Genomic DNA, 22,091 nt, shown 5'->3' with positions numbered 1-22,091 from the left:
GATCACCTAACTTTCTATTGACATCAAAAAATTTTTTCATTTAATTTTGCATCATCATTAGTACTCTTGAATAGTTAACTGGACTATTCTTTTTTTTAACGTATTAGAAGCAATCGGCGAAAAATAGATAGTATCCTTCGTAATCACAATAGATTTATAAGTGGAACTTTTCCCATTGGTCATTGCTTTTTGCCGTTCTAGAAATTCCTTTGAGATAGGAGATGACTCAACTGTCTGTTTATCTAAAATAGTTAAAATTTCTGAAGTTCGCACAAGAATATTTTCTCCAATATGAACGTACACTTTTTCACCTCAAAGCTATTGAATCTTTTTAATCGTTCCGGATTCAACCTGAAAAGTAGCAGCTTCTTTTAATGTTTGATGGTCAATTCCATCAACATTGGTTGTTGTAACAAATGTTTGCACTTTCCCTTGAATGGTATTTAATAAATGAGATTGCCGGTAGTCATCTAATTCAGAAAGAACATCATCTAGCAGGAGTATCGGATACTCACGAATCTCAGAATAAATTAATTCAATTTCTGCCATCTTTATTGATAATGCAGTCGTTCTTTGCTGTCCTTGTGAACCAAAGGTTTGTACATCTCTACTGTTCACATAAAACATCATATCATCGCGATGAGGTCCGAATAATGTCATCCCTCGATCAATCTCTCGTTTTTTTAAATGCTGGAATTTTTCTTCGTATATACTCTTCATTTTCGACAAATCCTGGTCTTCTGATACATCAACGGAAGGTTTATAGCGAATTTCTAGCGTTTCCAACCCACGAGATATTCCTTTATGAATCGGAACGGCCCATTTTTCCAGCAGATGCAGAAATTCAAAACGCTTTGCGACAATTTTAACTGCCATATCTATAAATTGTTCAGTTAAAATTTCAAGCATTGTATGGTCTGTTTGTTTATTTGTTTGTAATTGTTTTAGGTAGGTATTTCGCTGGTGTAAAATTTTTTGATACTGGCTCATATCATGCAAATATACTGGTGATATTTGCCCTATTTCCATATCAATAAATCTTCTTCTAATTTGCGGGCTGCCTTTTACTAGATTTAAATCTTCAGGTGCGAACATAACTACGTTCATATTACCGATATATTGACTTAGTTTACGCTGCTCTATATGATTAAACTTGGCCTTTTTCCCTTTTTTAGCCACAACTAACTGCATGGGAATTTTCCCATGTGTCTTAACTAATCTACCTTCTATTTTAGCATATTCTTTGTCCCAACGAATAAGTTCTTTATCATTAGAAGTTCGGTGAGATTTAGCCATAGCTAGAACATAGATAGATTCCATCACATTGGTTTTTCCTTGTGCGTTTTCTCCTAAAATTACATTTACTTTATTTTCGAAAGAAATACCCAGTTCCTCATAATTCCGGTAATTTCTCAAAAGCAACTCATCAATATACATTTGGTTTCACCCTTTTATAAAACAGTGTACTTGCCAAATGAAGGAATATTTATTTCGTCACCACTTCTTAATTTTCTTCCTCTGCGCTGATCCTGTTCCCCATTCACAAATACCTCGTATTCTCCTAGGAACCATTTTGCCATTCCACCTGATTGTATTAACTCTGCTACTTTTAGAAATTGACCTAATGTAATATAATCCGTGTCAATTTTAATTTGATTATTCATCTTTTCACTCTCTCAACTTTAATCGTATCTTTCTATTCTACTAAATAATTTATTGATACACAAAGAAAAGTGTAATATTTCTATAAATAAGTCAGAAATAGTCGAAATGAGCTGACTAAAACACACTCATAGCTCACTCATTAATCATTTTGTATATTTATGCAATGTCTCTATAAAAAGAAAATTGGGTGTTCACTAAATAGAACACCCAAAAATTTTAATAGGTTCTAACCGGTAATATAAGCTGCAATGTAGAATCATCATTTGTTGGATGAATAACAAATGGTCGCATCGCTCCAGTAAAGCTGATTTTCACTTCTGATCCTTCAAGAACTTTCAACGCATCCATCATAAATTTAGCACTGAAAGAAATTTTTAATTCTTCCCCACTAACCGATTCGCTTACTAATTCCTCCATTACTTTTCCAATTTCCGGAGTAAAAGAAGAAATTTCTATCACATTATCACTCATAGTTGAAAATTTAACAACATTATTTCGACCTTCACGTGCGAGTAAGGAAGCACGATCAATGGATTGCAAAAATTCTTTAGAATTTACAACAATATCCGTCTTGCTCTCAGTAGGTATTAAGCGATTGGTGTCAGGATAATTCCCTTCTAACAAACGCGAGAAGAATAGAATATGTTTCGTTTTAAATAGAATCTGGTTTTCCGTAACAAAAATTTCAACAGGTTCATCATGATCATCTAGAATTCTATTCAATTCATTTAAGCTTTTTCCTGGAATAACAATATTAAATGATTGTTCTTCCTCTGTTTCTATTTTTGCTTTTCTTAAAGCTAGTCGATGACTATCTGTTGCAATACAGATTAAATCATTGTTTTCTATTTTCCAGTTTACACCTGTCAACACTGGACGTGTTTCTGAGGTGGACACCGCAAAAACAGTTTGTTTAATAATATTTTTTAGTAAATCTGTAGGAACTTTAATAGAATTTTGTTCCGAAATTTGTGGTAAATGCGGGTATTCTTCAGAATCTAGCCCATTTAAATTGAATTCTGATTTACCAGAACGAATGGTTGTTTGTAAATTATCAACCACAATTTCAACTTGGCTGGTAGGGAGTTTTTTTACAATTTCACTAAAAAACTTAGCTTGTAAAACAATAGAACCAGGTTGCTGGATATCAACTATTTCTTGATCTCCTTCTTCTTTAGGAATAAAAGATTCAATGGAAATATCAGAATCACTTCCAGTTAATGTTACTCCTTCTTCACTCGCAACAATTTTTATTCCAGTTAGAATTGGAATTGTTGTTCTACTAGTAATTGCTTTCATTACATCTTGAACACTTTGAACAAGATGGTCTTTTTGGATGATGAATTTCATTAATTAATCCTCCGATTTAAATAAATTTTGAATGTAAGTTCTAAATGCTTATTTTAATAATATATTTTTTAAAAAAATAGTAGTACAAGTAGTAGGCCCTGTTAGTATGTGGATAACTTTATTTAAGCAAGGAAACACAGTCTATCAACATGTGGATAGACTGTGTTTAAAGTAAGGATAGTTATACACATTATTCTATCTAAACTTTTAAGAGTTCATTTATTTCTTTTAATTGTTTTTGAAGTAGAGAGTCCGTTAAAAGCAATTTTGATATTTTTTCATGGGCATGAATAACAGTTGTATGATCACGGCCGCCGAACTCTTCTCCGATTTTTGGTAAAGAGAAATCCGTTAATTCTCTCGATAAGTACATAGCAATTTGTCTTGGGAATGCAATGGATTTAGTTCGTTTTTTGGCTTTGAAATCTTCTAACTTGATATGAAAATGCTCTCCTACTACCTTTTGAATATCATGAATGGTTATTACACGCGGTTTAGAGCTTGGAACTATATCTTTTAATGCTTCAGCTGCTAAATCAGCATTTATATCTTTATTAATTAAAGAAGAATAAGCAACAACACGAATAAGTGCACCTTCTAGCTCACGAATATTAGAATCAATTTGATTTGCAATATAAAGCATTACTTCATTTGGGATGTCTAATCCATCTGCTTTCGCTTTTTTCCTTAAGATAGCAATCCGTGTTTCTAAGTCTGGCGGCGTAATATCTGTAATAAGTCCCCATTCAAAACGAGAACGCAGGCGATCCTCTAGTGTTGGAATTTCCTTTGGAGGACGGTCACTAGAGATAATAATTTGTTTGCTTTCTTCATGTAACGTGTTAAATGTATGGAAAAATTCTTCTTGTGTTGATTCTTTTCCAGCAAGAAATTGAATATCATCTATTAAAAGAACGTCAACATTTCGATATTTATCACGGAATTCAGCACCTTTATTATCACGGATACTATTAATAAATTCGTTTGTGAATTTCTCAGAAGATAAATAAACTACTTTAGCAGATGGATTATGATCAAGAACATAGTGACCAATTGCATGCATTAAGTGAGTTTTTCCAAGCCCAACTCCTCCATAAATAAATAGAGGGTTATATGCTTTTGCAGGTGCTTCGGCAACAGCAAGGGAAGCTGCATGAGCAAAGCGATTTCCAGATCCAATTACAAAAGTGTCGAACGTATATTTGGAATTTAAAATAGTTTGTTCCGTAACTTCTTCATCTTTTTTCTTTTGTTTGGTAGAAATTTGCTGATCAAATTCCTCTTCTTTTTGATTTTGAGGAATAATAAATTTTACAAGAAGTTCCTCTCCTGTAATTTCATAAAGTATTTCAGCAATCAGTTGAGAGTACCGTTCTTCTAACCAATCTCGGGCAAATTCATTAGGTGCTGTTACAACTAGAAGATCTCCTTGCAGGGAATTAGCCTTTGTAGGCTTAAGCCATGTATCAAAACTAGGTTTACTAATCTTTGTTTCGATTGTGCTTAAGGCATTATTCCAGAGATCCGTTATATTCTTCAAGTATCCTCGCCTCCTTTTCTCAGAGTTAATCTTGTTAGCGCTGTTCATCCCAGCAGATGATCTATCTTAAAACGTATAGAAAAAGATGATTTTCAATAGGAATGGTTAAAATTACTCAATTTGTCGTTCCTTAAAAAATATTAAAAACAAAAAAAGAGCTTTAAAGCCTTAAGATAAAATCGCTAAAAATACTTTTGCTAAAAAAGATAAGATCGATTGATGCGATAAGCAGCAATCGTAAAACAAGTGTAAATTTTTTTTGCAAAAGTCGATATTTTTTTCTTTGCTTCCTGTATTAAGTCGTCAAATTCCTGCAAAAGGAATTATCTAATCGTGACTTTGGACAAAAATCTTGCAGCAATATGGATATAAATAGACAAGATAACAGGAAAGTTGTCCTTTTCTAATGTGGAAAAATATATTATAAGGAAGATTAGTGGTATTTCGACAGTATCCACCATCTGTGGAAAACTCTGTTCAGTCACAAAGAATAAGATGTCCACAACTTATCCACAGATTGTGGATAATAGAGTTATGCACAGATTTTATTCAGATGTGAAAACAAAACTATAATAACAAAAATTTATAAGAACTGCAATGCTTTTTAATATCTTATCCACAAGTCAATTAGGTTGTTAGTAATAAATGTCCACAAGCTATTAGTTTGTTGAAAAGTTGTAAATAACTATTGTGGAAAAAATATTACCGTCGAAATTTATCCACAAACGTCGAAAGGATAGTTAAAAATGCTCAAAATTAGATAAAAGAGATTTTTGTTGAAATATCCAAATTGGTAAAAATTATTCGTTAAGAAATAGAAATGTTGGGAAGGATTATGAAGAAGAATAGAAAAATATGTGGTATACTATTGCAATGGCCTAAAAAAGATAGGAACATCACTAAATAAAGTGATCCATAAAATTAGATAAATAAAATGAATAGTTGACAATTAATTGCCTATGTTTATATAATTGTAAGGACTGTCTATAACAGCTATTCCTCAGGGAGGTGTCATATACAATGAAAAGAACTTATCAACCAAATAAACGTAAAAGAAGTAAAGTTCACGGATTCCGTAGCCGCATGAGCAGCTCAAATGGACGTAATGTCTTAGCGCGCCGTCGACGCAAAGGAAGAAAAGTATTATCAGCTTAGGCCACTGAAAAGTCAGTGGTCTTTTTTCAATTAAAAGGAGAAGGGAATGATCTTGCATAAAAGGACAGACCCTTCCTTTTTTTACAATAGATTGGTTTACTTCACGTTAAGATGCCTATCTAATTCTTTCTTTTATTGGGAAATTAGGTAAGTTGGAGGATTGAAGGAGTTATAAACGTTGAAAAAAGAATTTAGAATCAAGAAAAATAAAGAATTTCAGTCTGTTTTTAAAAAAGGGCAATCTTTTGCCAATCGACAGTTTGTTATTTATAAATTGAAAAAAGAAGAACAAGTGCATTTTCGTATTGGCTTATCTGTTAGTAAAAAAATTGGCAATGCCGTAAAAAGAAACCAGATAAAACGCTATGTAAGACAAGCATTTCTTGAATTAGATGACATGTTGGAAAACAAGTATGATTATGTCATAATTGTAAGAAAGCCTGTTTCTGATATGTCTTTTGAAGAAGTAAAAAAGAGTCTTATCCATATTTTGAAAATAGCAAAAGTTCTTTCAAAAAAGAATTAATGGGAAAATCCTATTAAAGCGTTTCCTACCGTTCGTTTATCGGTTACAATACTTATTAAGTAATATTCGAAAATCATGTTACAGGAGGATTTGCAGCTTGAATAAGAAATTTTTATTGATAGTTGGTCTACTTTTTTTAATGACCATTCTAACAGGGTGTACAGAGTTTAATCAACCAATAACTTCTGAAAGTGAAGGGATTTGGAATGAATACATTGTATATCCATTATCTCAATTGATTATTAAAACAGCAGCATTCGCTGGTGGTAGTTATGGTATCTCTATTATTATCGTAACTATTTTAGTTCGACTGGTTATTTTACCGCTTATGATTAAACAAACAAGAAACAGTAAGGCAATGCAGGCAATCCAGCCGCAGATGAAAGAGCTGCAGCAAAAATATAGCTCGAAAGACCAAAAGACACAACAAAAGCTTCAAGAAGAAACAATGAAGTTATTCCAAGAGAATAAAGTAAATCCATTAGCGGGATGCTTCCCTCTAATCGTACAAATGCCTATATTGATTGGATTTTATCATGCTATTTCTCGTACAAGAGAAATTGCTTCCCATGATTTCTTATGGTTCAGTTTAGGACAGCCTGATCCAATCTATTTATTACCGATAATAGCTGGTGTAACAACATTTATTCAAACAAAACTATCAATGGCAGGAGCACCGCCAAATCCTCAAATGCAAATGATGGTTTGGATTATGCCAGTGATGATTTTAGTATTTGCTATTAATTTCCCAGCAGCATTATCTCTTTACTGGGTAGTAGGGAATATCTTTACAATTGTTCAAACGTATTTTATCAAAGGTCCTGAAATTAAAACTGCTGGACAAACTAGCAAAGCAGGAGGAGCGAAGAAGTGAAAGAAGTTACTGCCGTAGGACAAACAGTCGACGCAGCAGTGGAGTCAGCTTTAGCTCAGCTTAAGACAACAAAGAATCAAGTTGAAATCATTGTTGTTGAGGAAGGAAAAAAGGGATTTCTTGGTTTTGGTTCTAGAACAGCAAAGGTAATCGTAAGGAAAAAAGTTAATCCAGTGGAAACGGTAGAGGAATTTCTCAAAGATGTTTGCGAAAAAATGGGCGTTCCTGTTAAGATTCAAATAAAACAAAATGGCAGAAATATATTGTATGAATTATCTGGTGAAAAAATTGCTCTATTAATCGGAAAAAGAGGGCAGACCCTTAATTCTATTCAATATCTAGCACAATTGGTCATTAATAGAGAATCGAAAGAATACTTAAAAGTATTATTAGATGCAGAAGGCTACCGTGAACGAAGAAAACAGGCATTAATTCAGTTAGCGGAGAGAATTGCCTATAAAGCGGTTAAAATAGGCAAAGAGATTCCGCTTGAACCGATGCCTGCTGATGAAAGAAAAACGATCCATACTGCTTTGGTATCTTTCAAAGGAATAAAAACTTATTCTTCGGGGGAAGATGCGAAAAGGCATATAATTATTGCGCCGATTAAGGTGAAAAACAGATAGAAAAAAGAGAATGTCTCTCCAGGAAGAGACATTCTCTTTTTTTTTGTCTTTAAAAGAGGTTAGTAGTTATTTCTAATTATGAATGATTCGTCTTTACAATTTAGTCATTTGATTTGGAGTCAGATTCATGCAAAAGCAGTTTATCGAGTAAAAATGAAAAAAGAACATGGGCAAATAAAATTGAATCTAAGCACCTATAAAAATAATAAGAAGAAATACATAGCTTTTGTAATTTTATTTTTCGTTTTATTGTTATTCACATGTGGATAAGATAAAATGGTAAGTAATGATAAAAGTGAATGTGGATAAGTGGGCGGATTTTTTTTCTTTTTTTACATTTGTGGATATGTTAATCTAATCTATTGTAATCATGTCAAAGGTGAATACAATCATTTAAATAGATATTATTTTTTTGAATTGAGGTGAAAAAGATGGAATTAGATACAATTGCTGCGATATCGACGCCAATGGGTGAGGGAGCGATCGCAATCGTTCGATTAAGTGGACCGGATTCAATAAAAATCGCAGACAAGCTCTTTAAGAGTATAGGAAATAAAAAGTTAAGTGAGGTAGCAACTCATACGATACATTATGGACATATTATGGATCCAGCAACAAATGAGGTTGTGGAAGAAGTAATGGTATCGTTGATGAGAGGACCGAAAACTTTTACAAAAGAGGATGTTGTCGAAATTAATTGTCATGGTGGACTAGCTTCGGTAAATCGTTTATTGCAGTTGACTACTTCTCATGGTGCAAGAATTGCCGAACCGGGTGAATTTACAAAAAGAGCCTTTTTGAATGGAAGAATTGATCTTTCTCAGGCAGAAGCGGTAATGGACTTAATAAGAGCTAAAACAGATCGAGCGATGAATGTGGCACTTGGACAAATGGAAGGAAGATTATCGAAATTAATCAAGCATTTGCGCCAAGAAATTTTAGAGACATTAGCTCAAGTAGAGGTTAATATAGATTATCCCGAGTATGATGATGTGGAAGAGATGACACAGCAAGTGATGTTGGAGAAATCAAAGTATATTAAGACGGAGATAGAAAAACTTCTGCAAACGTCACAACAAGGAAAAATTCTGCGGGAAGGTCTAGCAACCGTTATTGTAGGAAGACCAAATGTAGGGAAATCCTCTTTATTAAATAGCTTAGTGCAAGAAAATAAAGCAATCGTCACAGATATCCCTGGTACAACAAGAGATGTCATTGAAGAATATGTAAATGTGCGCGGAGTCCCTCTTCGTTTGCTGGATACTGCCGGTATTCGAGAAACAGAAGATATTGTAGAGCGAATAGGGGTAGAGAAATCCCGGAAAGTACTACGAGAAGCCGATTTAATTTTGCTTGTCTTAAATTATGCGGATGATTTAACAGAAGAAGATAAGAATATTTTTAAAGCAACAGAAGGTATGGATTTTATTGTAATAGTTAATAAAACAGATTTACCACAAAAGATTGATTTAGAAAAAGTAAAAGAACTTGCCGGTAATCGAAAAGTCATTACAACTTCTTTAGTAGAAGAAAATGGTGTAGATCAATTAGAAGAGGCAATATCTAGCCTATTCTTTGAAGGTGCTATTGAAGCAAGTGATATGACCTATGTTTCTAACTCCAGACATATTTCCTTATTGAATCAAGCATTAAATGCTATTAGTGATGCAATAGTAGGCGCAGAAACTGGAACACCAATCGATATTGTACAAATTGACTTGACAAGAACGTGGGAAATACTTGGTGAGATTATTGGTGAAAGTGTTCATGAAAGCTTAATTAATCAGTTATTTTCTCAATTTTGTTTGGGGAAATAAACGAATAAATATAAATAGTACAGAGCCTCGAAAACAAGCTAAAAGAAAGACTTAGAAAGAAGGAGGCATCATGATGCAGTACGAAGCTGGAAATTATGATGTAATTGTTATTGGTGCAGGCCATGCAGGTTGTGAAGCAGGACTTGCAGCAGCAAGACTGGGCGCCAAAACATTAATGTTAACAATTAATTTAGATATGGTTGCTTTTATGCCATGTAATCCATCTGTGGGAGGACCGGCTAAGGGGATTGTTGTTAGAGAAATTGATGCACTTGGCGGCGAAATGGGTAAAAATATTGATAAAACCTATATTCAGATGAGAATGTTGAATACAGGAAAAGGACCTGCAGTCCGTGCACTAAGAGCTCAGGCAGATAAATATATGTATCAACATGAAATGAAGAAGACATTAGAAAATGAACCAAATCTGACATTAATTCAAGGGATGGTAGAAGAATTAATAGTGGAGGATCAAGTTGCAAAAGGTGTCATTACGAAAACGGGTGCTACGTATCGTGCAAAAACGATTGTCGTAACTACTGGAACATATCTTCGCGGCGAAATTATTTTAGGGGAGCTTAAATATTCAAGCGGTCCGAATAACCAGCAGCCTTCCATTCGATTATCGGAGCATTTACAGGAGCTCGGTTTTGATTTAGTACGTTTTAAAACAGGAACACCTCCTCGTGTAAACAGTCATACTATTGACTATTCTAAAACAGAAATACAGCCAGGGGATGATGTTCCAAGAGCATTTTCTTATGAAACAACGAAATTTATTACAGAACAGCTTCCTTGCTGGTTAACATATACAAATGAAACAACACATCAAATTATTGATGCAAACTTACATCGTTCTCCAATGTATTCAGGGATGATTAAAGGAACTGGACCACGTTATTGTCCATCAATTGAAGATAAGGTGGTGCGATTTAACGATAAACCAAGACATCAAATTTTCTTAGAGCCAGAGGGGAAAAATACTCAAGAAGTTTATGTGCAAGGATTATCCACAAGCTTGCCTGAAGATGTTCAACAGGAAATTCTAAGAACGATACCGGGATTAGAAAATGTACAAATGATGCGTGCTGGATATGCAATTGAGTATGATGCTATTGTGCCAACACAGCTATGGCCAACATTGGAAACAAAGAAAATTAAAAATCTTTATACTGCTGGTCAAATCAATGGAACTTCAGGATACGAAGAGGCAGCAGGCCAAGGATTAATGGCTGGTATAAATGCAGGCTTAAATGCTTTAGAAAAAGAAGAAGTTATTTTAAGTCGTTCTGATGCGTATATTGGCGTTTTAATTGATGATTTAGTTACAAAAGGCACAAATGAACCCTACCGTCTTTTAACTTCTCGAGCAGAATATCGTTTATTACTTCGCCATGATAATGCAGATCTGCGTTTGACGGATATTGGCCATAGAATTGGTCTTATTTCTGAAGAGCGTTACGCGAAATTCTCGGAGAAAAAGCAATTAATTGAAAAAGAAAAGCAACGTTTAAGCGAAGTCATGCTAAAGCCAAATGAACAAGTTCAAAATGTTATTAAAGAACAAGGCGGCAGTGAATTAAAAGATGGCATAAGAGCAGGAGATCTATTAAAGCGACCTGAAATGAATTATAGTCATATTGAAGGACTGGCACCTAGTGATATAGAATTAACGGAAGATATAAAAGAGCAAGTAGAAATTCAAATAAAGTATGAAGGCTATATTGAGAAATCCTTACAGCAAGTAGAAAGACTAAAGAAAATGGAGAATAAAAAAATTCCTGAGAACATTGATTATGATGCTATCTCTAGTCTTGCAACAGAAGCAGTACAGAAACTAAAAAAAGTTCGACCATTGTCCATTGCACAGGCATCAAGAATATCTGGGGTAAATCCAGCAGATATATCCATTTTATTAGTTTATTTAGAACAAGGGAAAATTGCTCGAGTTTAATCTCTGGATAGAAAGGGTTCATGCATGAATACGGAAGAATTTATTCAAATGCTCTCCGATAAAGGAATCACTTTATCGGAAAAGCAAATAAATCAGTTTGAGCTCTACTATGAAACATTAGTAGAGTGGAATGAAAAAATGAATTTAACAGCTATTACGGAAAAATCAGATGTTTATTTGAAGCATTTTTATGATTCCATTACTGCTGGATTTTACTATGAAGGGTTTCATCGTCCTGCACAGCTATGTGATGTGGGAGCTGGGGCTGGCTTTCCAAGTATTCCTTTAAAAATTGTCTTTCCTGATTTAAAGGTAACAATTGTTGACTCTTTGAAGAAAAGAATTCACTTTCTTGAGCATCTAGCGTCCGTCTTAGAGTTAGAAGAGGTTAACTTTATTCATGATCGAGCAGAAACCTTTGGCCAAAATAAGGAGTATCGTGAAACATTTGATATTGTTACGGCCAGAGCTGTAGCAAGACTTTCCGTCTTAAGTGAGCTTTGTCTGCCACTAGTAAAGCTTGGAGGTACTTTCGTTGCTATGAAAGCAGCAAGTGCCAAAGAAGAACTGGCAGCTGGAAAAAAGGCTGTAAACCTATTAGGAGGAAAGGTGAATGAAACACATGCCTTTTTCTTGCCAATGGAAGAAAGCGAAAGAAATATCATCACCATCGCAAAGGAAAAGCCAACACCTAAAAAGTATCCTAGAAAACCAGGAACTCCTAATAAGGAACCAATCGAGTAGGGTAAGCTTAAGCAATTTAACAGGATGAGATGTTAGCTGTCTTAAAGCTAATTCGCGTCTTTCGAAGATACTCTTTTTCCACCCCTCTATAGAGTTAAGTTCGTCAAATGAAAAGGGGTGGAATCCTACTATGAAGACGATAAAAAAAGGCGATTAATTTTAAGCTATTACGAAAGAAAAAAGAGAATGATATAATCATTCATAGGATTAGGACTATATCAATTATCATATCTACTATATAATATACCTATAATTGTCATATTCTATTAAATTTCGAGAAGTTTCTTTCTATAAGTTAGATGACTTTGCAGGGATTAATGTTTCATATAGAGAATAATTAATAGGGAGTTTTGTAAAGGTGGTGCAGGGTGATGAAGCCTTCTTTCTCACGATTTTTTGGACTAGGCGAAAAGGGAGATCCAATAGAAGATGCTAGTCAATTAGGTGCAGATGCTGCTCAAGAGGAGATCGAGAATATGGGAAACAGTGAAGAAGTTAGAAAAATCCCAATTCATCAGATTGTTCCTAACCGTTTTCAACCAAGAACGGTATTTGATGATGAAAAAATTGAAGAATTAGCTCGTACAATCCATACCCATGGTATTATTCAACCAATTGTAATTAGAGAGTATGAGCAAGATAAATTTGAAATCATTGCTGGAGAACGAAGATGGAGAGCAATGAAAAAGCTTGGTTGGGAAGAAGCGCCAGCTATCATAAAAAACTTGAGTGATACAGAAACTGCGTCTGTTGCACTTATTGAAAATCTTCAAAGAGAAGAGCTTTCTCCAATTGAAGAAGCAATTGCATATGGAAAATTATTAGAGCTGCACAATCTTACCCAGGAGGCCCTTGCGCAAAGATTAGGGAAAGGGCAATCGACTGTTGCGAATAAATTAAGACTTCTTAAATTACCAGAAGAAATTCAAGAAGCATTATTGAATAAAGAGATTTCTGAGCGTCATGCTCGTTCGATGATTCCTTTAAAAGAACGCGAAAAACAAATCCAGCTTTTACAAGAAATCATTGAAAGGGGCTTAAACGTAAAGCAAACAGAAGAGCGTGTAGTGAGAATGCTCGAACAGACGAAGCAGAAGCCAAAGCCAAAAAGAAAGGCTTTTAGTAAAGATATGCGGATAGCTGTAAATACAATCCGACAATCATTAAATATGGTTTCTGATAGTGGTATTAATCTGAATGCTGAAGAAGAAGAATTTGAAGATTTTTACCAATTTACGATTAAAATACCGAAAAAGAAATAATAGATTTTTATATAGCATAATTATTTATACTTCCTTGTAATTTTTAAGCTCTGTTAAATTCCGCTTGTATTAAGAATTCCTTTTCGTCATTATATTGATTTAACAGAGCATACTTTTTTGTGAGAATAATAGCTAATTATGCTGATTCTCACTTTTTTATAGGATGATTTTTTCCTCAAAGGACACCACAAATAAAAATTAAAACCTCCATTGCTTATTTACGATGATTATTTTTTAGACCCAATCAAATAGGAAATTCTCCAAAAATGCTTGTATTAATAAGGTTTTCTCACTTGTTTTATTGTAGGAGTTTCTTTTCACTTACCATCATTAATCGAGATTAAAAGAAAAAATAACGATATTTAGAAGTTTTCATGATAAAATAATATACGTGATTACAATAGGTAGGAAATGAGCCATGTTGTAGTCTATTCTGTTTTTTACTAATAAATTGTTTTATAGTTTTAAAGAGCTATAAACAGTTCAATCATTTTATATTAAGTAGCCATCTTGCGTCGATTTATATTTCGTAGCTAGTATGGAATTAAAGGTAGGTGACATCATGGGTAAAATTATTACTGTTGCTAACCAAAAAGGTGGAGTTGGAAAAACAACTACATCAGTCAATCTTGGCTCTTGTTTAGCATATATCGGGAAAAGTGTACTATTAGTAGATATTGATCCACAAGGAAATGCCACTAGTGGTGTAGGTATTGAAAAAGCTGATGTTGATCATTGTATCTATGATGTGTTAGTCGATGATCTAGAAGCAAGTATGGTGATTAAGCAGACAAATGTAGAGAATTTGGATGTTATTCCAGCTACTATTCAGTTAGCTGGGGCGGAAATAGAACTTGTTTCTACTATTTCGAGAGAAGTTAGATTAAAAAGGGCATTAGATGAAGTCAAACATAACTATGACTACGTATTAATAGATTGTCCTCCTTCTTTAGGGTTATTAACGATTAATGCATTAACAGCTTCAGATGCGGTATTAATTCCAGTTCAATGTGAATATTATGCTTTAGAAGGATTAAGTCAATTACTAAATACAGTTCGACTTGTTCAAAAACATTTAAATCATGATTTGGCCATAGAGGGTGTGCTGCTAACGATGTTAGATGCTAGAACAAATCTAGGTTTACAAGTTATTGAAGAGGTTAAAAAGTATTTCCAAGACAAAGTCTATAAAACAATTATTCCAAGAAATATTCGATTATCAGAAGCACCGAGTCATGGGGAACCAATTATCATTTACGATCCAAAATCACGTGGTGCAGAAGTATATTTGGACCTTGCGAAGGAAGTGGTTACTAGTGGCTAAAGGACTTGGAAAAGGATTAGATGCCTTTTTTCCTAAAATAGATGTGGAGAAGGAAGAAAATGTTCAAGAAATAAGTCTAAATGAATTACGTCCGAATCCTTATCAGCCTAGAAAATTCTTTGATGAGGAAGCGATTGAAGAATTGAAGCTTTCTATACTAGAACACGGAATTCTTCAACCGATAATCGTTAGAAAGAGTATTAAAGGCTATGAAATAGTTGTTGGTGAACGTAGATATCGAGCAGCTAAAGAAGCTAAGTTAGAGACAGTTCCAGCAGTTGTCCGTCAATTAACAGAGCAACAAATGATGGAATTAGCAGTACTAGAGAATCTTCAAAGAGAAGATTTATCTCCTATTGAAGAAGGACATGCCTATCAGACTTTAATGAAGAAGTTAAAGCTGACTCAAGAGGAACTTGCAAAGCGTTTAGGGAAAAGCAGACCCCATATTGCCAACCACGTTCGCTTATTGACTCTTCCGAAGGCTGTGCAAAATTATATTTCTGACGGTAAAATATCCATGGGACATGGAAGAACTTTATTAGGTTTGAAAAATAAAGATAAGCTTCCAGCAATAGTTGATAAAATTATTAAAGACGGATTAAACGTGCGTCAGCTGGAACAATTAATTCAGCAACTAAATGAGAATGTTTCACGTGAAACAAAAAAAGAAAAAGCGCCTGTGAAAAATGTCTTTTTAAAAGAGCAAGAATCGTTTCTGCGTGAAAGATTTGGTACTACTGTTCATATTAAACAGAAGAAAAATAAAGGGAAAATTGAAATTGAATTTTTCTCTGAAGATGACTTAGCGCGTATTCTTCAATTATTTGAATTAGAAAATGAAAAGTAAAAAAGCCACCTAAGAAAGGGGAGTTTACCTTGTATGTGAACTAAACCTTTTTTAGGGGGCTTTTATATTAGCAATAAAATAGTAGGGATTAAACAGGTTCTTCCTTCGCTTGATATTCCTGAGCTTCTCTAGTATGCATATAGCGAAGGCTAGTATGATAAATGCCTTTGGAAATGATTTTGGCCATATTTAATACTAAGCTTAATCTAGTATTCTGAAGAACCAAGAATTCCATAAAACCACTAATATTTACTATCCCTGTAATATGAATATTTCCTACAGGAGGAAGCTCTTTATTAACACCACTGCCCGGTTTTACTGGCCCATCACCAATTTGGACGATACCTACACTTTTCATTCTGCCAAGGCAAGCATCAATACCTATAATGTAAGGGTTTTGATGTTTTTTATGCACTTCTCTTAATTTTTCCTCTAAATTAAGAGCGTGAATTGGATCATCTAGTGTTCCGTAAACATGAAAAGGAGAAATATTCTTTTCGCTTAACAAGGTACCAATAAGCGGACCTAATGAATCTCCAGTAGAACGATCAGTTCCAATACAAATAAAGACAATTGGCTGATTGATTGAAACGGATGGCAAATGTTTAGCTAATGAATCTGCTATCTTAAAGGCTGCTAATTGTTCATCATGAGCTATTCTAATGGGAAGTTCATTTTTTTCGAAAAGGCTGGAATATAAGGTCATTGAATCTACTCCTTTTATTTAGGATTCGATAAAATCTATAGAAGAAAGCAATTATTAAGTTGAGTTGATTGATGTTTGGCCAACCATCAAGAATGAAAATCTATCGAACCATTAGTTGTTTTTAAGCATAATTATTGTAGTATTCAGTATATGGAAAAGAGGCATATTCTATACATATCCATCAAAATAAAGGAAAAAAGAGTGAGACAAATAGGAGAAACTTTCATGATAATAAGGGCAAAAGTCCTTTGTTTTAGGAAATATCGTACTACAAAGCAAATAGAAAAACTGTTAAAATAAACTTACCCAATATGATGGCTTTTAAAGAGTAAAATAGAAAAATAGTTAGCATTATTTTTTATTTGATTTAACTTTATAGAAAGTGCTTTATTTATTACCTTGCATGAATAGGGGATAAAAGGAAAATAATCTAGTAGAAGTTTATATTTAGAGGTGTTCTAAATGGATAAGAATATAAAAGAAGGTATAGATAGTCTTATGAATGAGAATTTGTGGAGGGATGTCGGCGTTGGAGCACTAAAACTCGTCCTTATTTTCCTAATAAGCGGAATTATCATCAGGATAGGGAAGGCTGCAGTACGGAATATATTTAAAGTAAGAACACATTCTGCCTTACGAGTATCTGAAAGAAGGGAAGCAACATTAATTAAGCTATTAGAAAACACGATTACTTATGTTGTTTATTTCATAGCTATCATGATGGCATTATCTGTCTTTCATATTGATGTTAAAGCATTATTAGCAGGTGCGGGAATTGTCGGCTTAGCCATTGGTTTTGGAGCACAAAGCCTTGTAAAAGATATTATTACTGGATTTTTTATTATTTTTGAAGACCAGTTTTCTGTTGGAGATCAAGTACGTATAGGAACTTACGAGGGCGTAGTCGAGGAAATTGGATTACGTACAACAAAAATAAAAGGATTTACTGGAGAGGTAAACATTATCCCGAATGGAAGCATTGTGGATGTAACGAATTTCTCCATCAATAATAGTAAAGCGATAGTAGATGTAAGTATTGCTTATCAAGGTGATATTAATCGAGCAGAAAAAGTAATACTGGAACTAATCGAAAAATTACCAGAGCAATATGAAGATATTGTTGGCGTTCCTGAATTATTAGGGGTACAAAATATTCAAGCAGCAGAAGTAACCATTCGTGTTGTAGCGGAAACACTGCCAACGAAGCATCATGCTATCGCAAGGATATTAAGGAAAGAAATAAAAAATGTTTTAGATGAAAATGGAATTGAAAGTCCTGTCCCCAAATTAGTCATGTATTCGCAACCACAGTAATTTATTTTTTAGGAGGTATTATGGAACAGAAAGAATTTGGTCTAAATGATGTCGTTGAGATGAAAAAAGCCCACCCTTGCGGTACAAACCGCTGGAAAATAATACGATTAGGAATGGATATTCGTATTAAATGTGAGGGATGTGGGCATAGTGTTCTTATTCCGCGAAGAGAATTTGCAAGGAAAATGAAAAAGGTTTTAGTAAAGCATGAGCAAGAATAGATAGATTATTTTTCTTAGAAAAGACTGCAAATAATATTTGTAGTCTTTTTATTGATGGGAAAGGGAACACTACTTGTCTTTTTCTCTCGTTAAAACTATAATTGTTAGAGGTTTATAATAATAATGAAATTACTTTCTAGTTTGTACGATAGAGGTAGAAAGTTTATATAAGGGAGTGGCATAATGGCGTTAACTGCTGGAATAGTTGGTTTACCCAATGTTGGTAAGTCTACATTATTTAATGCAATTACACAAGCAGGTGCAGAATCAGCAAACTATCCGTTCTGTACAATTGATCCAAACGTTGGAATTGTAGAAGTACCTGATCATCGTTTAACAAAATTAACAGAATTAGTACAACCGAAAAAAACAGTACCTACTACGTTTGAATTTACAGATATTGCCGGAATTGTAAAAGGGGCAAGTAAAGGAGAAGGGCTTGGTAATAAATTCTTATCTCATATTCGTGAAGTAGATGCAATTTGCCAAGTAGTACGTTGTTTTGCGGATGATAATATTACCCATGTCTCAGGAAAAGTAGATCCTATTTCTGATATAGAAACAATCAATTTAGAGTTAATTCTTGCTGATTTAGAATCGGTAGAAAAAAGAATTGCCCGAGTTGGGAAAATGGCGAAACAAAAAGATAAAGAAGCAGTTGCTGAATTAGAAGTATTAGAACTATTAAAAGCTGCTTTTGAAGAGGAAAAACCAGCAAGAACAGTAGAGTTTACAGAAGAACAAGCAAAAATTGCTAAAGGGCTACATCTTTTAACCATTAAGCCAGTATTATATGTTGCGAATGTAGGCGAAGATGAAATTGCTGATGCAGCAAATAATGAATATGTAAAGAGGGTAAAAGAATTTGCTGCAAATGAAAATGCAGAAGTTATTATTATTTGTGCAAAAATTGAAGAAGAAATTGCAGAGCTTGAAGGGGAAGAAAAAGACATGTTCCTACAAGAGCTTGGCATTGAAGAGTCGGGTTTAGATCAGCTAATTCGTGCGGCATATCATCTTCTTGGGTTAGCAACTTACTTTACTGCTGGTGTACAAGAAGTACGTGCTTGGACATTTGTACAAGGGATGAAAGCACCACAATGTGCTGGAATTATTCATTCTGATTTTGAAAGAGGCTTTATTCGTGCTGAAACCGTTTCTTATGAGGATTTATTAGCGAGCGGCAATATGGTTGCAGCGAAGGAAGCTGGTAAAGTTCGCTTGGAAGGTAAGGAATATGTAGTAAGAGATGGAGATATTATCCACTTCCGTTTCAACGTTTAATACAATAAATATGAAAATCACTCCTGCTAAGGAAACGGCGGGAGTGATTTTTTATATGTAAGAAGATAACTGTACAATCTTTTTACAATTCCTTAAAACTCTCCAAGTATTGGATTGCTAAAATAAAAATAACCTAAAATAGTTTGCTGAAAAGGGAGTGAGGCTTTTGAAAATTGCCATTTTTTCAGACACTTATTTTCCTCAAGTAAATGGTGTTGCTCAGACTTTAAAAAGACTTACTGATCATTTTGACAACAAACAAATAGCTTATCAAGTTTATTCTCCTGAAAATAAAACTTCTACTACATACCCTAATATAAACCAATTTCCAAGTCTTCCATTTTTTCTTTATCCTGAATGCCGAACTGTTATTACGAATCCAAAGAAAATAGAGAATAGCTTAAAAAAATTCCAACCAGACCTTATTCATCTAGCAACACCATATATGATGGGGTTATACGGGTTATTTGCTGCTAAGAAATTAAATATTCCAGTGGTATCTTCCTATCACACCAACTTTGATCAATATCTTAAATACTACCATGCCTCCTTGCTAGAACCATTTTTATGGAAATATTTAAAATGGTTTCATCAATCTACCGAAAGAATATTTGTCCCCAGTAAAGAAACACAAAGAAAGTTAGAATCTTTACATTTTGATGGCTTAAAAGTTTGGGGAAGAGGGATTGATTCTAAGCTTTTTGCGCCTGATCATGATGCTAAAGAACAACTAAGAAAGAAATACCAAATGAAAGAAAAATATATTTTATTGTATGTAGGTAGATTAGCTCCAGAGAAAGATTTAGATACATTAAATAAAATTATTCATTGTCCTTCCGATATCAAAGATTCGGTCCATTGGCTCATTGTTGGAGATGGGCCAAACAAAGAAGCCTGGAGGGAAAAAGAGAGAGTACAAAAAAATATAACAATAACTGGTTATATAAAGGGGGAAGAATTGGCAAGGATATATGCAGGAGCAGATCTTTTTGTTTTCCCTTCCTTTACAGAAACTTTTGGGAATGTTGTATTAGAAGCCATGTCTAGCGGTATTCCTGCTGTCGTTGCAAATGCAGGAGGGGTAAAGGAGTTTGTAATAAATAATGTGAATGGAAAAATATGTGAACAGCAAAATGCTGAGAGCTTTGTTCATGCAATAAGTGAGCTATTGGAAGATGAAACGATGCGATTGAGAATGGGTGTAGAAGCTAGAAATTATGCTCTAACACAATCATGGGATACTATTTTTGATGGGTTAATAAGCGATTACTATGCAGTCATACAATCCAGTCGTAATCTTAATCAAAAGTACGCTTAAAAGAGCTAGTTCTTTTTATATTTATTTAATAAAAATTAAAAGGTTATCGACTCATTTTCCTGCATTGCTATTTATTATGAAGTATGCTATACTTTTACATTGTGAGTAATGTATAGTTGCTCCTTGCCCATTGTGGGCCGTCTAGACCAAAAGGAGGTGAAAGTGATGAAAAAGTACGAAATTATGTACATCATCCGTCCAAATATTGAAGATGAGGCTAAGAAAGCTCTTGTTGAGCGTTTTAACTCTATTCTTACAGATAATGGAGCGGAATTAGCAGAATCTAAAGAGTGGGGTAAACGTCGCCTTGCATATGAAATCAATGATTTCCGCGATGGTTACTATCAATTAGTAAAAGTTAACGCTGCACCAGTAGCGGTTGAAGAATTCTCTCGTTTAGCTAAGATCAACGAAGATATCATTCGCCACATCGTAGTTAAAGATGAAGCAAAATAATAATAGATAAGTGATGTTTCACGTGAAACATTTAAAATGGAAGGGAGTTGAAACTGATGATGAATCGGGTAGTTCTTGTTGGCCGTCTAACGAAGGATCCTGACTTGCGTTATACACCGAGTGGAGTTGCTGTGGCTTCTTTCACACTTGCGGTTAACCGTACTTTTACGAACCAGCAAGGGGAAAGAGAAGCAGACTTCATTAACTGTGTTATTTGGAGAAAACCAGCAGAAAACGTTGCTAACTTCTTGAAAAAAGGGAGTTTAGCAGGTGTTGATGGTCGTATTCAAACTCGTAGCTATGATGGACAAGACGGAAAACGCGTGTATGTAACAGAAGTATTAGCAGAAAGTGTTCAGTTCTTAGAACCTAGAAACAGCTCTGGTAATAATAGAAGTGACAACATGAATTATGGAGCCCCAAGAGAACAAGATAATCCTTTTGGAGGATCAAATAATTATCAGAATCAGCGACCTCAAACAAATAGAAACAATCAAGATTATACAAAAGTGGATGAAGATCCATTTGCAAATAGCGGTCAAATCGATATTTCAGATGATGATCTACCGTTCTAAAAAGTAATTTTGATAATAAAAAGGAGGTTAATCTCATGGCAATGGGTGGACGCAGAGGTGGCCGTGCAAAGCGTCGTAAAGTATGTTACTTTACAGCTAACGGTATCACTCACATCGATTATAAAGATGTAGATTTACTTAAAAAATTCATCTCAGAACGTGGTAAAATTTTACCTCGTCGTGTAACTGGTACAAGCGCTAAATATCAACGTAAATTAACGATTGCTATTAAACGTGCCCGTACTATGGCTTTACTACCATACGTAAGTGGAGAATAATTAGCCTATAAAAAACCCTATTAGACATTTGTTTAATAGGGTTTTTATATTATCTATATGAAAACACTTGCATTGCTAGTTTCTTTTTGTCCTCCATACTCACGTTAGTAACTACATTGAAGAAGTAGATAAATGATAGTAAAATATTAGATAAAAGATGGGAACCCTTTCTTCTGGTAGAATACCCTTTTTCTAACGCCATAATAAGAAATCGATAACGTCGAAAATCTTATTCAGCCATCATGGAGTAAA

At 34.2% G+C, this 22,091-nt stretch carries 23 protein-coding genes; 17 read left to right on the top strand and 6 right to left on the bottom strand.

Features of this window, described 5'->3' with window-relative positions; translation table 11 throughout:
• Positions 1-57 precede the first annotated feature (57 nt).
• The 5 genes from remB to dnaA form a co-directional block, all read right to left on the bottom strand.
• Positions 58-303 (bottom strand): extracellular matrix regulator RemB, encoded by a 246-nt coding sequence (remB, locus tag NSS71_RS19485; protein ID WP_047944610.1) that lies wholly within the window; start codon positions 301-303, stop codon positions 58-60.
• A gap of 15 nt (positions 304-318) precedes the next feature.
• Positions 319-1,437 (bottom strand): DNA replication/repair protein RecF, encoded by a 1,119-nt coding sequence (gene recF, locus NSS71_RS19480; protein WP_341151948.1) that lies wholly within the window; start codon positions 1,435-1,437, stop codon positions 319-321.
• Positions 1,438-1,451: 14 nt separating this feature from the next.
• Entirely contained in the window at positions 1,452-1,664 is a 213-nt protein-coding gene (gene yaaA, locus NSS71_RS19475) for a S4 domain-containing protein YaaA (RefSeq protein WP_047944608.1), read from the bottom strand.
• A 217-nt stretch (positions 1,665-1,881) separates the two neighbouring features.
• Positions 1,882-3,015, bottom strand: a complete 1,134-nt coding sequence (gene dnaN, locus NSS71_RS19470) for a DNA polymerase III subunit beta (RefSeq protein WP_047944607.1) — start codon at positions 3,013-3,015, stop codon at positions 1,882-1,884.
• A 199-nt stretch (positions 3,016-3,214) separates the two neighbouring features.
• Positions 3,215-4,555 (bottom strand): chromosomal replication initiator protein DnaA, encoded by a 1,341-nt coding sequence (gene dnaA / locus NSS71_RS19465; RefSeq protein WP_047944606.1) that lies wholly within the window; start codon positions 4,553-4,555, stop codon positions 3,215-3,217.
• A 1,020-nt stretch (positions 4,556-5,575) separates the two neighbouring features.
• On the opposite strand from dnaA, the gene rpmH reads away from it, so the two are divergent.
• From rpmH to NSS71_RS19415, 10 genes are all read left to right on the top strand, one after another.
• Entirely contained in the window at positions 5,576-5,710 is a 135-nt protein-coding gene (gene rpmH / locus NSS71_RS19460) for a 50S ribosomal protein L34 (protein WP_016201470.1), read from the top strand.
• A gap of 178 nt (positions 5,711-5,888) precedes the next feature.
• Positions 5,889-6,236 (top strand): ribonuclease P protein component, encoded by a 348-nt coding sequence (rnpA, locus tag NSS71_RS19455; RefSeq protein WP_095321871.1) that lies wholly within the window; start codon positions 5,889-5,891, stop codon positions 6,234-6,236.
• A gap of 139 nt (positions 6,237-6,375) precedes the next feature.
• Positions 6,376-7,110, top strand: coding sequence for a YidC family membrane integrase SpoIIIJ (gene spoIIIJ / locus NSS71_RS19450; protein WP_369988879.1), 735 nt, complete (start codon positions 6,376-6,378; stop codon positions 7,108-7,110).
• The gene (jag, locus tag NSS71_RS19445; RefSeq protein ID WP_047944603.1) at positions 7,107-7,736 is read left to right on the top strand and encodes an RNA-binding cell elongation regulator Jag/EloR; all 630 of its coding nucleotides are present in this window, start codon (positions 7,107-7,109) and stop codon (positions 7,734-7,736) included. Before spoIIIJ ends, jag begins: the two co-directional genes overlap by 4 nt.
• A gap of 431 nt (positions 7,737-8,167) precedes the next feature.
• On the top strand, positions 8,168-9,553 hold the full coding sequence (mnmE, locus tag NSS71_RS19440; RefSeq protein ID WP_047944601.1) for a tRNA uridine-5-carboxymethylaminomethyl(34) synthesis GTPase MnmE: 1,386 nt from the start codon (positions 8,168-8,170) through the stop codon (positions 9,551-9,553).
• A 73-nt stretch (positions 9,554-9,626) separates the two neighbouring features.
• Positions 9,627-11,507 carry a tRNA uridine-5-carboxymethylaminomethyl(34) synthesis enzyme MnmG gene (mnmG, locus tag NSS71_RS19435; RefSeq protein WP_095258366.1) on the top strand — a complete coding sequence of 627 codons (1,881 nt, stop codon included), beginning with the start codon at positions 9,627-9,629 and terminating at the stop codon, positions 11,505-11,507.
• 24 nt (positions 11,508-11,531) lie between these two features.
• Positions 11,532-12,251: a 16S rRNA (guanine(527)-N(7))-methyltransferase RsmG gene (rsmG, locus tag NSS71_RS19430; RefSeq protein WP_095258365.1), complete on the top strand. Its 720-nt coding sequence runs from the start codon at positions 11,532-11,534 to the stop codon at positions 12,249-12,251.
• A gap of 371 nt (positions 12,252-12,622) precedes the next feature.
• Positions 12,623-13,513 (top strand): nucleoid occlusion protein, encoded by an 891-nt coding sequence (gene noc, locus NSS71_RS19425; protein ID WP_061797261.1) that lies wholly within the window; start codon positions 12,623-12,625, stop codon positions 13,511-13,513.
• 562 nt (positions 13,514-14,075) lie between these two features.
• Positions 14,076-14,837, top strand: coding sequence for a ParA family protein (locus NSS71_RS19420; protein ID WP_047944597.1), 762 nt, complete (start codon positions 14,076-14,078; stop codon positions 14,835-14,837).
• Positions 14,830-15,687: a ParB/RepB/Spo0J family partition protein gene (locus tag NSS71_RS19415; protein WP_061797255.1), complete on the top strand. Its 858-nt coding sequence runs from the start codon at positions 14,830-14,832 to the stop codon at positions 15,685-15,687. Before NSS71_RS19420 ends, NSS71_RS19415 begins: the two co-directional genes overlap by 8 nt.
• 88 nt (positions 15,688-15,775) lie before the next feature.
• Here the strand turns inward: NSS71_RS19415 and yyaC are convergent, their stop codons facing one another.
• Positions 15,776-16,393 (bottom strand): spore protease YyaC, encoded by a 618-nt coding sequence (gene yyaC / locus NSS71_RS19410; RefSeq protein WP_047944595.1) that lies wholly within the window; start codon positions 16,391-16,393, stop codon positions 15,776-15,778.
• Positions 16,394-16,855: 462 nt separating this feature from the next.
• Between yyaC and NSS71_RS19405 the strand changes: the two genes are divergently transcribed.
• The 7 genes from NSS71_RS19405 (at position 16,856) to rpsR (ending at position 21,839) form a co-directional block, all read left to right on the top strand.
• The gene (locus NSS71_RS19405) at positions 16,856-17,707 is read left to right on the top strand and encodes a mechanosensitive ion channel family protein (protein ID WP_047944594.1); all 852 of its coding nucleotides are present in this window, start codon (positions 16,856-16,858) and stop codon (positions 17,705-17,707) included.
• Between the two features lie 20 nt (positions 17,708-17,727).
• Complete coding sequence (locus NSS71_RS19400; protein WP_047944593.1) at positions 17,728-17,928, top strand: DUF951 domain-containing protein; 201 nt, start codon at positions 17,728-17,730, stop codon at positions 17,926-17,928.
• A 183-nt stretch (positions 17,929-18,111) separates the two neighbouring features.
• Positions 18,112-19,212, top strand: a complete 1,101-nt coding sequence (gene ychF, locus NSS71_RS19395) for a redox-regulated ATPase YchF (protein WP_061797253.1) — start codon at positions 18,112-18,114, stop codon at positions 19,210-19,212.
• 166 nt (positions 19,213-19,378) lie between these two features.
• Positions 19,379-20,530: a glycosyltransferase family 4 protein gene (locus tag NSS71_RS19390; protein ID WP_341151947.1), complete on the top strand. Its 1,152-nt coding sequence runs from the start codon at positions 19,379-19,381 to the stop codon at positions 20,528-20,530.
• A 165-nt stretch (positions 20,531-20,695) separates the two neighbouring features.
• On the top strand, positions 20,696-20,986 hold the full coding sequence (gene rpsF, locus NSS71_RS19385) for a 30S ribosomal protein S6 (RefSeq protein ID WP_047944590.1): 291 nt from the start codon (positions 20,696-20,698) through the stop codon (positions 20,984-20,986).
• Positions 20,987-21,042: 56 nt separating this feature from the next.
• Complete coding sequence (gene ssb / locus NSS71_RS19380) at positions 21,043-21,561, top strand: single-stranded DNA-binding protein (protein WP_047944589.1); 519 nt, start codon at positions 21,043-21,045, stop codon at positions 21,559-21,561.
• 41 nt (positions 21,562-21,602) lie between these two features.
• Positions 21,603-21,839, top strand: a complete 237-nt coding sequence (gene rpsR, locus NSS71_RS19375) for a 30S ribosomal protein S18 (RefSeq protein WP_047944615.1) — start codon at positions 21,603-21,605, stop codon at positions 21,837-21,839.
• Positions 21,840-22,091 lie beyond the last annotated feature (252 nt).

It is taken from the genome of Niallia sp. FSL W8-0951, assembly GCF_038006525.1.
GTDB classification, from domain to species: domain Bacteria; phylum Bacillota; class Bacilli; order Bacillales; family Cytobacillaceae; genus Niallia; species Niallia circulans.
Note: the sequence above shows the minus strand (reverse complement) of the source record. Positions and strands in the feature narration are given on the sequence as shown.

Coding starts and splice junctions, on each gene's coding strand:
- rpsR (WP_047944615.1), top strand. CDS start 21,603: ATGGGTGGACGCAGAGGTGGCCGTGCAAAGCGTCGTAAAGTATGTTAC.
- rpmH (WP_016201470.1), top strand. CDS start 5,576: ATGAAAAGAACTTATCAACCAAATAAACGTAAAAGAAGTAAAGTTCAC.
- recF (WP_341151948.1), bottom strand. CDS start 1,437: ATGTATATTGATGAGTTGCTTTTGAGAAATTACCGGAATTATGAGGAA.
- spoIIIJ (WP_369988879.1), top strand. CDS start 6,376: ATGACCATTCTAACAGGGTGTACAGAGTTTAATCAACCAATAACTTCT.
- rpsF (WP_047944590.1), top strand. CDS start 20,696: ATGAAAAAGTACGAAATTATGTACATCATCCGTCCAAATATTGAAGAT.
- rsmG (WP_095258365.1), top strand. CDS start 11,532: ATGAATACGGAAGAATTTATTCAAATGCTCTCCGATAAAGGAATCACT.
- yaaA (WP_047944608.1), bottom strand. CDS start 1,664: ATGAATAATCAAATTAAAATTGACACGGATTATATTACATTAGGTCAA.
- ychF (WP_061797253.1), top strand. CDS start 18,112: ATGGCGTTAACTGCTGGAATAGTTGGTTTACCCAATGTTGGTAAGTCT.
- NSS71_RS19405 (WP_047944594.1), top strand. CDS start 16,856: ATGGATAAGAATATAAAAGAAGGTATAGATAGTCTTATGAATGAGAAT.
- dnaN (WP_047944607.1), bottom strand. CDS start 3,015: ATGAAATTCATCATCCAAAAAGACCATCTTGTTCAAAGTGTTCAAGAT.
- mnmE (WP_047944601.1), top strand. CDS start 8,168: ATGGAATTAGATACAATTGCTGCGATATCGACGCCAATGGGTGAGGGA.
- mnmG (WP_095258366.1), top strand. CDS start 9,627: ATGCAGTACGAAGCTGGAAATTATGATGTAATTGTTATTGGTGCAGGC.
- noc (WP_061797261.1), top strand. CDS start 12,623: ATGAAGCCTTCTTTCTCACGATTTTTTGGACTAGGCGAAAAGGGAGAT.
- NSS71_RS19400 (WP_047944593.1), top strand. CDS start 17,728: ATGGAACAGAAAGAATTTGGTCTAAATGATGTCGTTGAGATGAAAAAA.
- yyaC (WP_047944595.1), bottom strand. CDS start 16,393: ATGACCTTATATTCCAGCCTTTTCGAAAAAAATGAACTTCCCATTAGA.
- NSS71_RS19420 (WP_047944597.1), top strand. CDS start 14,076: ATGGGTAAAATTATTACTGTTGCTAACCAAAAAGGTGGAGTTGGAAAA.
- ssb (WP_047944589.1), top strand. CDS start 21,043: ATGATGAATCGGGTAGTTCTTGTTGGCCGTCTAACGAAGGATCCTGAC.